This window comes from Yinghuangia soli (assembly GCF_021502675.1).
Classification (GTDB): domain Bacteria; phylum Actinomycetota; class Actinomycetes; order Streptomycetales; family Streptomycetaceae; genus Yinghuangia; species Yinghuangia soli.
This window is the reverse complement of the sequence record NZ_JAKFHA010000045.1, coordinates 1-13,686: the sequence shown is the minus strand read 5'-3', so window position 1 is coordinate 13,686 and position 13,686 is coordinate 1. Positions and strand designations below refer to the sequence as shown.

Annotated in this window: 13 protein-coding genes; 10 read left to right on the top strand and 3 right to left on the bottom strand. The window is 69.4% G+C overall.

What is annotated here, in order from left to right; genetic code table 11:
- Positions 1-66 precede the first annotated feature (66 nt).
- Together LZ495_RS39040 and LZ495_RS39035 are read right to left on the bottom strand one after the other, a co-directional pair.
- Positions 67-579: a hypothetical protein gene (locus LZ495_RS39040; protein WP_235057960.1), complete on the bottom strand. Its 513-nt coding sequence runs from the start codon at positions 577-579 to the stop codon at positions 67-69.
- A gap of 100 nt (positions 580-679) precedes the next feature.
- Positions 680-1,213, bottom strand: coding sequence for a hypothetical protein (locus LZ495_RS39035; protein ID WP_235057959.1), 534 nt, complete (start codon positions 1,211-1,213; stop codon positions 680-682).
- A 168-nt stretch (positions 1,214-1,381) separates the two neighbouring features.
- Between LZ495_RS39035 and LZ495_RS39030 the strand changes: the two genes are divergently transcribed.
- The 6 genes from LZ495_RS39030 (at position 1,382) to LZ495_RS39005 (ending at position 9,236) form a co-directional block, all read left to right on the top strand.
- Complete coding sequence (locus tag LZ495_RS39030) at positions 1,382-1,741, top strand: trypco2 family protein (RefSeq protein WP_235057958.1); 360 nt, start codon at positions 1,382-1,384, stop codon at positions 1,739-1,741.
- A gap of 27 nt (positions 1,742-1,768) precedes the next feature.
- Positions 1,769-4,963 carry a tetratricopeptide repeat protein gene (locus LZ495_RS39025; protein WP_235057957.1) on the top strand — a complete coding sequence of 1,065 codons (3,195 nt, stop codon included), beginning with the start codon at positions 1,769-1,771 and terminating at the stop codon, positions 4,961-4,963.
- Complete coding sequence (locus LZ495_RS39020) at positions 4,954-5,829, top strand: hypothetical protein (RefSeq protein WP_235057956.1); 876 nt, start codon at positions 4,954-4,956, stop codon at positions 5,827-5,829. The genes LZ495_RS39025 and LZ495_RS39020 overlap by 10 nt, the downstream gene beginning before the upstream one ends.
- Positions 5,830-6,680: 851 nt before the next feature.
- On the top strand, positions 6,681-7,121 hold the full coding sequence (locus LZ495_RS39015) for a hypothetical protein (RefSeq protein ID WP_235057955.1): 441 nt from the start codon (positions 6,681-6,683) through the stop codon (positions 7,119-7,121).
- Between the two features lie 261 nt (positions 7,122-7,382).
- A complete protein-coding gene (locus tag LZ495_RS39010; protein ID WP_235057954.1) occupies positions 7,383-7,688 on the top strand; it encodes a transposase in 306 nt (101 codons plus the stop codon).
- A gap of 693 nt (positions 7,689-8,381) precedes the next feature.
- On the top strand, positions 8,382-9,236 hold the full coding sequence (locus tag LZ495_RS39005) for a hypothetical protein (RefSeq protein ID WP_235057953.1): 855 nt from the start codon (positions 8,382-8,384) through the stop codon (positions 9,234-9,236).
- A 13-nt stretch (positions 9,237-9,249) separates the two neighbouring features.
- Here the strand turns inward: LZ495_RS39005 and LZ495_RS39000 are convergent, their stop codons facing one another.
- Positions 9,250-9,663: an ATP-binding protein gene (locus LZ495_RS39000; RefSeq protein ID WP_235057952.1), complete on the bottom strand. Its 414-nt coding sequence runs from the start codon at positions 9,661-9,663 to the stop codon at positions 9,250-9,252.
- 139 nt (positions 9,664-9,802) lie between these two features.
- On the opposite strand from LZ495_RS39000, the gene LZ495_RS38995 reads away from it, so the two are divergent.
- The 4 genes from LZ495_RS38995 (at position 9,803) to LZ495_RS38980 (ending at position 13,442) form a co-directional block, all read left to right on the top strand.
- Positions 9,803-10,756, top strand: coding sequence for a helix-turn-helix domain-containing protein (locus LZ495_RS38995; RefSeq protein ID WP_308268771.1), 954 nt, complete (start codon positions 9,803-9,805; stop codon positions 10,754-10,756).
- Positions 10,753-10,938 (top strand): DUF397 domain-containing protein, encoded by a 186-nt coding sequence (locus tag LZ495_RS38990; protein WP_235057950.1) that lies wholly within the window; start codon positions 10,753-10,755, stop codon positions 10,936-10,938. Before LZ495_RS38995 ends, LZ495_RS38990 begins: the two co-directional genes overlap by 4 nt.
- Before the next feature lie 106 nt (positions 10,939-11,044).
- On the top strand, positions 11,045-12,046 hold the full coding sequence (locus LZ495_RS45145) for a protein-glutamine glutaminase family protein (RefSeq protein WP_235057949.1): 1,002 nt from the start codon (positions 11,045-11,047) through the stop codon (positions 12,044-12,046).
- A gap of 151 nt (positions 12,047-12,197) precedes the next feature.
- A complete protein-coding gene (locus tag LZ495_RS38980) occupies positions 12,198-13,442 on the top strand; it encodes a PASTA domain-containing protein (RefSeq protein WP_235057948.1) in 1,245 nt (414 codons plus the stop codon).
- The last annotated feature ends 244 nt before the right edge of the window (positions 13,443-13,686 follow it).

Below are 13,686 nucleotides of genomic sequence, written 5' to 3'. Positions count from 1 at the left end.
GAGGCGCCCGACGCGAGGCGTACTCACGCCGTCTCCACGCCGTCTCCAAGCCGTACGCAATTCCCCTCAGCTCGTATCCGACGTCGGCTGCGGCAACCCGGCCGCACCCCGCCAGTACGACGGATCGCGGGGGCCGCCCGCCCACGCGAGCAGCTGGGCTGTAGCCGCGTCGAAGGCTTCCGCGATGGACGTCCCGTCGTCGGCGTCGAGGTCCATCGGGTCGAGGTAGTGCGTCCCGTGGTTGTCCGACTCGCACCAGCAGGCGACACCAAGGACCGCGCCGACCCGCAGGCCGCGCTGCATCCAGGCGACTTCCAGCTCCAGTTCGAGCCAGTCGGAGTCGCTCTCGTACAGGCCGACCGTGGTCTGGAGGACGACGGAAGCACCGACCGCGGGGAGCGGCACCGGTGCCTGCGCGTGCTCGGCGAACCACTCCCACTCCGCGTCCTGATCGGCCGGGCGGGCCGCATCCAGTGCCGTGACTGCGAGGCGCATGCGCTCCAACTCGACAGGGCCCGCCTTGCCGAACAGCTCACCCAGCGGCACCTCGTCACCCGTACCGCTCTCCGACCTCGCCATACTCGGAACCCTGCCACGGCCGCACCGCCAAACGAGGTAACGGCATGCCGGGTCGCGACCGTGTCCCCGAGCGCAGGGCAGCGCTCGCGTTGCGCCTGGTCTAGTAGTCGTCCACAGGTCCCCGTCTGCGGGCTCTGGCAAGCACGGCGTACACGGCAGCTGCCACGCACAACTCCGGCACCGGGAAGATGAAGGCCCCGTACCACTCGCCGTCGCCCATCGAGTCCATCGCCAGCGAGACCCGGTCTTCCCAGAACGGCCAGCAGGCCAGGAAGCAGCCCGCCCCGGCGAACGCGGCCGGTACTGCAGGCCACCCCAGCAGCGCCGTGGGCAGCGCCGCGGCGATGCCACCCCCGAGCAGGCCTGCCCAGAGTCCGAAGAGACCGGCGCCTACATAGACCCCGGCCGCGTCACCCCCGCCGATGCTCGCTTTGTCACCGTACGCAGCAAGCAGGATCACCGACGCCAGCAGCAGGCCGGCGACCAGTCCCCCCAGCGCACCCATGCCGAAGACCCAGGGGCGCGTGCGGTCCGGCGCTCCTTCGTGCCGACGCTCGTCATCGTGCCCAGGCGCGCGGCCGCGCTCGCGCTCGTACTCATGATCGTGCGCCTGCCCATGCTCGTGCTCACCCACCAAACCCACCATCCCCCCAGACGATGTACCGTTCCGGCGCCCTCCCCCCAGAGCCGCGCCACACAACTGGTCTGACGAACCCGTCCACCTGACCGGTTCCCCGACGCGACCCGACATCGACCCCTACCGTTGATGGTCCTGATGGTTGGACGGACGGGGCATCGCACGGTGGACATCGAACTGGCGGACGCAGTTGCGGCTTTGCGCGACGAGCTCTTGGACGCTGCGGCCCGGGCAACGGCCGCACGGACCGCCGCAGCCGGAGCCCCGGACCTGGAGTTCGCCGTCGGCCCGATCGAGATGGAATTCGAGGTCGAACTCCGCCGCGACGCGAGTGCCAAGGCGGGCTTCAAGGCGTGGGTCCTGTCCGGCGAGACCTCGGCCGGCATCGCCCAGACGCGCACGCACCGGATCTCCGTCTCCCTGACACCGCGCGCCCGCGGGGGCGGCGACCTGTTGATCTCGGCCGAGGTCGCCCCTCCCCCGCCAGGCGCGGCCGGAACGGACGCCGACGAAGACCTGCACTGAGACGCGTACTCGGGGGGATGAAGGCCCATGGACCGCGCACGGGTTGTGGCCCTGGAAGCCGCCGGCCGCCGGGTCTCGGGGTACGAGGTGGCCCCGCGCCTCACCCTGACATGTGCCCATGACGTACCTGCTCTGGGCGGCAAGGTCGAGGCGTTCAACCTGGCATCACGTACCCGCCGCAACGGTCGCGTCGTATGGCGAGGGACGCCAGGAGGCGTCGACGACGTCGCCCTGGTCGAGATCACGGATCCAGCCTGGCAATCACGCGCCCGGCGTCCCGTGCGCTGGGGCCGGATCGTCACCGACCGCCCCGGGACGGTCTGCGAGACGTGGGGTTTCCCGCAGGCGCTCAGTCGCGCGGATGGAACAGCCGACACTGGCCACCTGACCGGACGCATCAACATCGGCAACTCCTACAGGGGCAACCGATATGTGATGGATATCGACCAGTTCCCACCCGACCAGAGCTGGTCGGGCATGTCAGGCGCAGCCCTCTTCTGCGGAGACCTCCTCACCGGCGTCGTCTTCGAGGAACCCGGCCACTCCCAACACGCCCAACTCCGGGCCGTCCCCTTGACCGCCCCCCTCCGCACCCCGGAGTTCCGCACGATCCTCCAGGCCCACGGAGTCGACTCCGACACCCGCGCAGTCGAGTTCCACCACCTCGCCGAGCCGGACGAACCCGAAATCCGCACCCCTGCTGCCCTGCTCCGCGCCCACCGCGAAGTGGTCGCCTTCCGCGGACGCACCGAAATCCTGGCCGAGTTGGGGTCCTGGTGCCGCTCCGACTGGCCGTTCGACGTACGCCTGATCCACGGCCCGGGCGGCCAGGGCAAGACCCGGCTGGCCCACGAACTCGGCAACCGACTCCGCAACGACCGCTGGGAGTCCGTCTGGCTGCGCAAAACCGACGGCGCGGAGGACCTGTCCGTCCTCGCGGCGGCGGCGGTGCCCCTGCTGGTCGTGGTCGACTACGCCGAGACCCGACTCGACCTCGTCGCGGAGACGATCGAGATCTGCGAACGCACCGACCGGCAAACCCCGATCCGGCTCCTGCTCCTCGCTCGGACCGCGGGCGAATGGTGCAGGCACCTGGCCTCCCGGTCCCCCGTCGCCGCCGAGGTGCTGTCCGGGATGGCGCGGACCGTGCTGCCCGCTCTGGAACCCGGGTCGGACGATCGGGCCACGGCGTACCGGTCCGCCCGATCGGCGTTGGCGGCCCGGCTCGGCGCGGTACCGGCGCGCCGCGGACGCGCCGCGCCGGACTGGGCGGATCTCGATGCCGCACTGCCCGTCCCGCCGCTCGCAGCGGCTCCGTTCGCCGGCGCGCTGACCCTGCACACCACGGCGCTGGCCGACCTCCTCGATGCCGCGTACCCCGACCCGGCCCCGGACGGACCCCGGGCCGGACCCAGCGTCGAAGACCGTCTCCTGGACCACGAACGCTCGTACTGGCGCGACGCCGCGGTCGCCACCGGACTGGCTCCGCTGCTCGGTTTCGAGGCCTTGGAGGACGCACTCGCCGCCGCGTTCCTCACCGGTGCCGCGACGCTCGCCGAGGCGGACGCCCTGCTGGCCCGGCTGCCTCGGCTCGCTGAGGAGTCGTCCGAGCGGCGGGCACGTGTCCGCGACTGGATCGCCGGTGTCTACCCTCCGGCGCGACCGCCGCTCCCGTGGGACACCTTGCAGCCGGACCGCATCGCCGAACGCCTGGTCGGGATCCGGCTGGCCGCCGACCCCGGCCTCGCCGAACAGTGCGTCGCCGACACCTCCGCGGAGCAACTCGACCGCACGTTGGCGGTGTATGCGCGGGCGGCGGCCCAACCTGCGTTCGCCGGATGCCTGGACGCATCGCTCACCGCACTGGTGGTGTCCCACGAAAGCACCTTGGCCGAAGTCGCCGTCGACACCGCGACCCATGTCGAACGCCCGGCCCCGCTGCTCCATGCACTGAACCGCATCGCGGGCGCCCCGGATACGACGGACGAACGCCTGCGCAGGCTCTCCGCGCGCACCCCCCAGAGCAGTCACGCACTCGCCGAGTGGGCGGAACTCGTGACGACCCGCTTGGTGGCGAACGCACGCAGCGCACAACACTCACCCGACCTGGCCACCGCGCTGGGCCGGATGTCCATCCGGCTGGCGAATCTCGGGCGGACCGAGGACGCGCTCGCCGCCCTGGAAGAGGCCGTGGGCATCCAGCGGGACCTGGCCGCGGAACGCCCGGACCTCCACCTGCCCGGTCTCGCCGCCTCCCTCAACAACATGTCCGTACGGCTCGGGGAACTGGGGCGGGTCGAGGAGGCCCTGGCCACCGTCGAGGAAGCCGCCGACGCGTACCGGCGGCTGGCCGGGGAAGATCCCGATACCCACCTGTCGGCTCTCTCTTCGGCCTTGAGCAACACGGCCAACCGGCTCTCGAGCCTGGGCCGGGCCGAGGAAGCCCTCGCCCCGGCCCAGGAAGCGCTGGCCATCCAAAGGCGCCTCGCCGAGGAGCAGCCGGCCGCCCACCTGCCCGGTCTCGCCGCGTCCCTGAACACCGTGTCCATCGTGCTGGCGAGCGTGGACCGTGCCGAGGAAGGCCTCGCTGCTGTCGAGGAAGCCGCGGACATCTCCCGGCGATTGGCCGAGGCGCGCCCGGACCTCTACTTGCCCGACCTGGCTGGGTCCTTGAACAACATGTCCATCGACCTCGCGGGCATGGGACGCACCGAGGAGGCCTTGACCGCCATCGAGGAGGCCGCGCAGGCGTACCGGCGCTTGGCAGCTGTACGCCCCGACGCCTACCTGCCCGACCTCGCCATGGCCCTGAACAATATGTCCAACCGGCTCGCGGCCCTGGGCCGGGCCGCGGAGGGCCTCGCCGCGATCGAGGAAGCCGTCGCCCTCCGGCGCGAGTTTGACCGCGAAACGCCCGGACGCCTACCTGACCAATCTCGTCACGTCCCTGGAGAACTTGGCTCTGCGGCTCCAGCGCGTGGGCCGTGTCGAGGATGCCGTCGTCGCCATCGAGGAGGCCATCGACCTCCTCACACCGCAGGCGACCCGCGTACCGTCGCGCTCCGCGGCAAAACTCGAACTCCTGCAGGAGCTCCGGGCGTCCTTCACGGAGTAGAGCCGGTGAGGCGTTCGACGGTGCTCTCGACCGCAGATTCGTCGAGTTCGCCGTCATCGACGAGCACGTGTCCGGACCAGGCGCTTCACTTGCGCGCATGGACCTGACTGCGCACATGGCCGCGCTGGACGATCTCCTCGCCATGCCGATCCCCGGCGACAGCCCCCGCCGAACCCACGTGCTCCGCCTCGCCGCGGCAACGCCGACGGACGACCCGGACGCGATGCGCGCACATGTCGCCGAGATCCTCCGCACGCTGGCCCGACGCATCGGCCACTCCCGGACCATTGCCCTGGCCGGCTTTGTCGAGCCGTCGTTCCGCAGCGCCGCCGCGCAACTGCTGGACTCGTCCGGCTGCGCATCGATCGTCGAGCTGTACGGCTGGGTGGACGGGCCGACCCTGTGGTTCGGCCTCGGCATACTCACGGACGTCGACGGCACTGTGCAGCTGGTCGCGGTCTTCCGGCCCGGCGCCGTGCCTTGGCCTACGCTCCGCGGCCGGGACTGGTCCGTTGCCCACTGCGTCGAGCAGTTGGCCGCACTGACCGGCTTGCCGCCCGGCCACTCTCCCCCGCCCGTCGACTGGCTCGCCGTCGAAGCCGGGCTCAGACGGCGCCTCCCCCAGGACTACAAACTCCTGGTCGACACGTTCGGCCCGGGTTCGTTCGACGACATTCTCGGTCTCCACGTCCCTGGCCCGTGGAACGACTGGTACCACCAGGACTTGGTGGCTACGCCGGTCGGTCCGGCCCCGCGTCTCGTCCACTGGGCGAGCACCGAAGACGAGCGCTTCTTCTGGGCGGCCACCGGAGACGACCCCGACACTTGGCCCATCGTGGTCTTGGAGATCGGCTGCGACGAAGAACACCACAACGTCCGTACCGTCGAGTTCGTCCATCACATGCTGGCCGACCGGCATCACCCGTACTCCATCGCGCGGTACGTCGAATCCCACTCGTTCCACCCGGAGTGAACCCACCTGATCCCCCTGACGACGGGCCGCGCGGCAACCCCATTGCCCCGCGGTACGCCGAAGCGGTTGGATCTGGCCGTGCACAGCGGACCGCACTGCCCCCGTTGGAATCCGAGTCCGCTGACCGAGCTGCCGCCTACCGATCGGCTCGGAGCGCGCTTGCCGATCGACTCGTCGCAGTGCCGCTGCGCCGCGACTCGATGGTGTGAGGACGCGTCCACCTACGGGTCCGTTCGCGGTAGATGGTCACGCCGCCACCGTCCACACGCAGCCGCGTCTTCGGGCCATGCGCGGGCCAGGTGCCAGCTAGTCATCGTCTGCAATGGTGCGGTCAACCGGATCAATCACGGGCCGGAACTCTGGTAGGCGGGTCTGACGTACCTCCGAGGAACGCCTGCACGGCCGTCCCTCAAACCTCGGCGGTCAAACGGCAAGCTCAGAGCGCAGCTTTCCACGCCGGCCCGGCTGAATCGCGCAGAGGATTCTAGTGCCGTCCGCGGGTCAGGGATACGGCGCCGATGCACCACTTCCGACGGTCCGAGGGGCGCGAACGCACTCCAGGCCCCGTGCAGGGGCCACCGTGCGCCACTCTGGAGCGCCGCCCGGTGGCGCGGTGCACTCCCGCCCCGTCGATGTCGCACCTGACAACCCACGTGAGCTGCGGAAATGCCGTGCCGATCATCCAAATTGCGTCGGCGATCCATACGTTCCCTGGTTAGTGATTTCACCCCCATGACTGAAGACTCCCGGGCGTACCCGTCCCCGGAAGCGAACACGCCCCCGGGCGCGCTCCGGAAGAAGCTGCGGGTCTACCGCGGCCCTAATGGGCCGACACACTGAGAAGGACACGAATGCCTCGCACCAACACACCCCCCACCACCAAGCGCTCCCGCCGCGCTCGTCGCGTCGTCGGTGCCCTGTTCGGGGCGGCGGCCCTGGCGGCGCTGAGCGCCGTTGCCGCACCGACCGCCTCGGCCGCCACCGACCCGGTCCCCACGTCGTGGGACCACAAGTACACAGCCCCCGGCGTCACGGTCTACGTCACGGAATACGGGGACGTCGTCTCCGTATGCGATACGGCCGCAAACGGCCAGCCGGCCATCGTCGGTGTCTCGGACTCCAGGGGGTTCCGGTACTCGATCCAGAATTACAGGGGCTACCGTTCGTGCAAGACGTACCGTGCCGGCAATGCCGGCAGCACAACCGACCTGCGGGAAGGCGACTGGATCAACCTCGCCTACGTCGGCGACGGCGGCCGTGCCTGGTACGCGGACTACCTCAACGACCACTGACGGACGCCCCGGCACCATGACCACCAGGTGAGACGCGTCGGCGTGCCGCCCACCCGGCTCCTGTCCTGGCACCGTCCCGCAGTCCTGCCGGAGCTGGGCGCTCCGGCAGGACTGCGGTGGATGTCCACCTTGCTCGAGTGAACACCGACCTCGACGAAATCCCCGCCTCTGCACGAGAACGCCGCCCGAACGGGCACATCAACCGGTTTCAAGCCTTACCTGCAGGCCCGCTTCCGTGCCGGCGCGACCAACGCCGCCGCCTTGTTCAGTGAGATCCGCGAGCGCGGTTATCGGGGCAGCCGCGTCATGGTCACCCAGTACGTCGCGACGCTGCGCGAGGCTCGCGAACGCCGTGGCCAGGACCTGCCCGGCTGGATGACCCGGGCATGCGACGAAGGACCACCGCCGATCCAGGGATTCGCCGCCACCCTGCAGAACGACTGGGACGCCGTCGTCAACGACTGCACCCTGTCGTGGAGTTCAGGCGCGGTCGAAGGCCAAGTCACCCGCATCAAGCGGCCAACTCGGCGACGTAGGCGCCGTGCTCCCACTCCCAGTCGCCGATGATCGGCAGCCGCCGCAATGGCCACATGCCACGGTGGGCTCGCCCGCCCGCTGCCAGGAGCGCAGCAGTTCCCAGTAGTACTCCAGGTCCAGTGAGGCTGCTGCAACCAGGGCATCGGGACGACTCGAGCAGCTCCATCGCGCTATAGGCGTCACGCCTGCACAGGATGTCCGCCTCGTAGTCACCACTCAGCCATTCGTCCGCCGCCCGACCCCCAGCGCTGGGACCCGTAACGAATTCTCCGGGGTCGCGGCGTCGTACGTGTCTTGGGTTGGGGGTGAGCACCCCTCGTCAGTCAGCCACTGCTCGATCTGTGGCCGGCGCACCCGTGCCTCGTCGGCGGACAGATCCAAAGCGCGGATGTACACGATCGTGTCACTCAAGCGCTGGATCGTAGGCGCTACCGCCGACAGCATGTTCGACCATCCGACCTGCGAGGCCCAGCACCCTTCACGAAATTGAGCCCGCAGCCAGATTCATCCGGCCTCATCAACCCGAGGCATCACCAGCCGAGCCTTGGGCGGCGACCTCGTCGAGGTCGCCGCCCAAGCAAGCGAACCACTCGCAGCACTCGTTGCGTACACCGTCGCCCAGGGGCCGTCCGGCATCGAGTGCGTGGACGATCTTGCCGCGCTGACCCATTGCTCCCGGCGCGGCGAAACGGTTGGATCGGCGCCGTGCGTACAGAACGAGATGTGGCGGCGCTGGACGTTGTGTTGCGGGATGCGCGGCGGGTTCATGTATCCGAGGCCCTGCCGCACGGCGACGGGTACTCGCTGGACTTCTCGGATCCTGCGGAGCTGGGGCCGCTGCGGGCGGCGATGGCGGTGGTGTCGGTTTCGGACGTGGTGTGCGCGTGCCTTGGCGACGTACGGTTCGACTTCTCGGACGCGCTGGGCAACAACATCGCCTCGGTCTTCCTGCACCACGGACAGTCTCTGCAGTGGGACCACTGGCAAGGCCACGCAGATCTGATCGACGGGGCCCTGCTGCTGCACTGGCTCGAACGCCAAGGTGTACCCGCCCCTTTGCGTACGGACGAGGGTGAGGAGACTCAGCGCAGACGGTCCCTCATGCGTGCGCAGCAGGACGAGTGGCTCGCGGCCGCCCCGGAGTTCCTGTGGGATCAGCGCGAGCGGATGCTCGCGCTGTCGCGGACGGGCCGGCTTCCGTCACAGGAGCTCCTGGTCAGGTTCGCGAGGCGATTGAAGGCCTGGATCAAGGATCCGGTGAAGCGAACCCAGGCCCTCCTGCACTGGTACGGGGCGGGCAGCGGACGGTGCTCCGGCTTCCCGATGCACGAGTGCATTCCCGCGATTCTGCTCAGGGATGTCCCTATTGCGGACATCATCGCCGCACTCCAGGCTCCGGACGCCGACGCATCGCATTTCGCCGGGGCCGTACGGCATCTCGTCGGGTGGAAGTCGCGTCCTGCACAGGACGAGGACATCGCCGCGTTGCCGGCCGCACTGAGGGCTGAACTCCTGCGTATGGCACGCGAGTCCGGCGACAAGGACAAGATCGCCCGCGCGGAGCGGCTGCTCGGCTGATGGCACTGCCGGCTCACCGTGCGCTCGGTGGGGCGAGGACAGGGAACTTCGCCTCGACGATCGTGCGGTGGGGTTCGGTGTGCAAGCGAAGCCCCTCACTGCACTTGGCGATGAGGAACAGGCCGCGTCCCGTGGGGTTTTCGCTGTGCGGTTCCCAGGGCCGGGCCAGGTCGGCCTGTTCGGTGCAGGTGTTTTCGACGGCCACCCAGAGGTGGGCGTCGTAGCGCGTGACGCGCAAGGTGACGGGGGCGCCGTCGCCGTGCTTCACGGCGTTCGTGACGAGTTCGGAGACGACGAGCAGGATGTCGTCGATGTCGGCGACGAGGCCGGCGCAGATCTCGCGGACGTGGACGCGGGCGAGCCGGGCGGCAACGGGAGCGGACTCCAGCTGTACGCAGAGGAGTTGGTCCGGGTCGATGGTGTGCACAGGCACCCCCTCGGACAGCGCGATACGTGACGCGCATCGCGGCCTTGATCGCTTCACGCACTCGAACGAACACAGTGAGTAAAGCCTTCGATGGGCTCAAAATAGCCTACGAGCACTGGTGCTAGTTGCAGTTCCAGCAATGTGGCTGGCCCTGAGTCCAGTTGGCACATCATGGTCACCCGGTGACCAGTCTTGGGAGAGGATGTCGACGTACCTGAACTTGAGGGGGCCGAGGTCAATGCCGACGTTGCCGACGCAGGCCAGGAAGCGGCTCGGAGCGGGTCTGAGGAGACTGCGGACCGATGCGGATCTCACGGTGGACAACGTCGTGGGCGAACTCGGCTGGGGACGCACGAAGCTCATCCGCATCGAGTCGGCCAAGGTCCGATTGAGCGCCGCCGACCTGCGCAAGCTCGGCAAGCTGTACGGCGCGGACGCGAACGACCTCGCGCGACTTCATGAACTGATGGACGCGGCAGGCTCGACGCCGTGGTTCGCGGCGTACACCGACCTGCTGACCGCGGCGCTCATGGAGTACATCGAGCTCGAAGCGATGGCCGCACAGATCCATATGGCGAACACGGGTGTGCTGCCGGGCTTGTTGCAGTCACGCAGCTACGCCACCGCGGTCTACGAGTCGCAACCCCACATCCCCGATCCCGACCAGGCCGCCCGGCTGGTCGAGGTGCGCATGAAGCGCCAACGGGTCATCACCGAAGACGGCGTTCCGCTTCGCGCCATCATCGGACAGGCCTTACTACACGTCGCGACTGGTGGGCGCGACGTGCTGAAAGAGCAACTCGGCCTGCTCGCCGAGATGTCCGAGCTTGCCAACGTGGAGCTTCGCGTCGTTCCCTTCTCTGCCGAACGGGCGATTCTGACGAGCGGCATCTCGGTCTTCGACTTCGACGCCGAGCCCGGAGGAGACCAGGAACCCAGCGTGGCGTTCACCGAGCACGAGGGCAGCATGCTGCTCCGTGACGCGGAACTCGACGTCCGCCGGTTCAGGAGGCTGCTGGACCACCTGGCCACCCAGTCGCTGGATCCGGATGAGTCCAGGCACATGATCACCAAGAGGATGGAAGAACTGTGAGCATCGAGAAGGCCGTGTGGCGCAAGTCCTCGTATTCGGGTGGGGCGGCCAATGAGTGTGTCGAGGTGGCGGGGCTGGGGAATGGCGCGGGGGTGCGGGACAGCAAGGATCCCGGTCGGGGACATCTGCAACTGACTGCTGCTGCCTGGCGCGCTTTGGCTATGGAGCTCAAGGTCTGCTGATCGCCGATGTGGCCTGCTGCGTAGGGCTGTTGCTGTCCCATTCGAGGCGCCTACGCTCGTCGCCGGGAGGTGCGTGGGGCCCTCCCGGGCGTGAGGGGGACTTGCCGTGAAGCGCAACCAGCAAGGGACCGGCGGGCCGCCTGGGAAGAAGCCCAAGGCGACACCTTACGTACCGCCGCCCGCACAGAACCAGGATCAGGAGCGGGAGTCGGACGAGGAGTCCGGGAACGGCAACGAAGATGGCGACGGGGACGGCCAGGGATCGCTGTCCGGGTCCGGCTCCGGGTCCGGCTCCGGGTCCGGCTCCGGCTCGGAAGGGGACGACGACGGCGGCTACGGTTTGCCGGCGGCGCTCACGCCCGTGCAGATCGGGGCACTGACCGAGCAGCAGATCCTGGCGCTCTGGGGGCAACGGGACGACGACTTCGCGGAGCGCGGCGACGAACGGCTCATCCGGTTGCGACAGAGTGCGCTGGAGCTGATCTCGTCCGGGCAGGCCGCGAAGATCTTCAGCCTGACGTACACGAACTGCATCCTGGGCTGGCTCAACACCGCGCCCCTCGTCACGCACGAGGCAGTGGCGCAAGTGACGTTGACGCTCACCGCACTTCAGCAGCAGCCCGCGCCGCCGGTCCTGGACCTTGCGCACCTCGACACGGTATGGAATGCGGTGCAGCTGAACTGCAAGGTGCCCGTACGCAAGCAGCAGGACGGGTGCGAGTACCTGGCGCAGGCGATCTGCCTGTTCATCCACCAGGCCTACCCGCCGTGCGCGCAGTTCCAGTTGAAGAAGGCGTGGATCGTCGCGAATCCGCCCAGGCTCCTGCACGGGACGTACAAGTGGAAGCACCACGTCGCGCCCGCGCTGGAGCTCGTCGACGGCAGCGTGTACGTCTTCGACCTGCTCCTCTCGCCCGACAAGCCGATCCTCCTCGCGGACTGGCACACCATGGTCGGCGGGAACCTGAACGCCAACCACGTCTTCACGTGCACGCAGCCGTGGGAGGTGCTCGGCGCGCCGATCTTCGGGGTCACCGCCTTCGATCCGGACGCGATCGTCTTCATCGACGATGACGACGAGAAGATCAAGGCCTGCCGCAAGCAATAGCACTGCTCCGAACGGGTGACGCGGGGGATCGAGGGGGTTCCCTCGATCCCCCGCGGGCACGGGAACCGCAGGTGCAGCCGGGGGCGTCTCCCAGTCATCCCGCCGGAAGGGGCCGACGGGCAGCGGGGGCCTGTTCCAGGGGGGATCCATCGTGAGACTGTTCTGCCGCCTGTGCGGCACCCGCACCGACGGGCAGGAACGCCTGGGCACCTATTGCCCGGGCGACCGCTGCGGGACCGACCTGCGGATGGCCAACGACACCGGCGTACAGGCCTGGTGCGAGCCGGCGCGGCAGCGCGGGGAACCCGGGCGGCCGGCGACGGTACGCCTGATCGTGCGCAACGGCGGCTCGCGTCCGGACACGTTCCGCGTCGAGCCGGTGGAACGCGTCGAAGGGCGCCTGGACTTCGACGCGTCGATCCTCAACGCCCCGCTCGCCCCGGACCAGACCCGCATCGTGGAGATCCGCTACACGCTCCCCCGCGACGCCGCGGGGCTCGGCATCGACGTCGCGTCCCGCTTCGGGATCCCCGGCGCGGACGCGGCCGGGCAAGTGAACAACGGGCGCAGCGACCGGTTCGGGGTCGCGCTGCGCGTGGTGTCGACGTCCGCGAACCAGGGCGCGGCGTGTGCGGCGTTCGCCGTCGACGTGCCCGCGCGGTTCCGGCACGACGGGAACAACTCAGGCCCTGGGTCGTCGCGTTCGTGGCGGAGCATGAAGTTCCTGGGGAAGGTCGCCGCCGCGGTGGTCCCCGTGGTCGCGGGCGGTGCGCTGGCGATCAACCTGACCATCAACACGGGCGGCGGCAACGCGGACAACGCGGCCGGCCCGGCCACCACGCCTGCGAGCGCCGCTCCCCAGGCGGGCACGGGCGGCGGCGACGCCGGTGCGGAGATCGTCGCGACGAAGACGTCGACCGGCAAGAGCGGCAACAGCGGCAACGGGACCAGCAGCGGCGGCGGCACGAAGACGACCAAGGCCCCCACTCCCGAGACGGTCATGCCGGACGTCATCGGCCTCCAGCAGGCCGAGGCGGAGCAGAAGCTCGAGGACCGGCAGTTCGTGGTCCGGGTCGAGATCGTCCCCAACAGCAACAGCCCCAAGGGGACGGTCACTTCCGCAAGCGTCCGGGCCGGCGAGGTCCGCCCGGTGGGCTCGACCGTGACGATCCGGGTGCAGGACGGCAAGGTGCAGGTGCCGGACGTGACCGGCATGGACGAGGAGCGCGCCCGCAACACCCTGGCGAATGCGGGCCTGGACGCGTCCTTCACCACGCAGCGGACGTCCGACTCGAACCAGTACAAGAAGGTCATCCGCACCGACCCGTCGGCGGGGACCTCGACGAGCACCGAGACCCTCGTGACGGTCTACTTGGGCACTCCCGACATTCGCTGAGCGGAGCGGCGGACTCGATGCCGTCAGCACCGAGTCCGCCATCTGCCGCTTGCCTGCCGCTGCCTGCGGGCGGCCCGTCAGGCCGGGCCGGGCTCTAGGACGAGCCCTAGGCCGAGCCCTAGTGCTGTGACCGGAAAGGTTCGCCGGGTTGCCGGTTGGTTAGGCGGCTTGGGTGAGGGGGCGTCCGCCGTAGCGGACGCCCTTTTCGCTGCGGACGCGGGCGCGTTCGCGGCGTTGTGCGGCG

Bases quoted from the DNA above. Each gene is read 5' to 3' on its own strand.
- LZ495_RS38995 (WP_308268771.1), top strand. From the start codon at position 9,803: ATGTGGCTGGCCCTGAGTCCAGTTGGCACATCATGGTCACCCGGTGAC.
- LZ495_RS39015 (WP_235057955.1), top strand. From the start codon at position 6,681: ATGCCTCGCACCAACACACCCCCCACCACCAAGCGCTCCCGCCGCGCT.
- LZ495_RS39040 (WP_235057960.1), bottom strand. From the start codon at position 579: ATGGCGAGGTCGGAGAGCGGTACGGGTGACGAGGTGCCGCTGGGTGAG.
- LZ495_RS39025 (WP_235057957.1), top strand. From the start codon at position 1,769: ATGGACCGCGCACGGGTTGTGGCCCTGGAAGCCGCCGGCCGCCGGGTC.
- LZ495_RS39020 (WP_235057956.1), top strand. From the start codon at position 4,954: ATGGACCTGACTGCGCACATGGCCGCGCTGGACGATCTCCTCGCCATG.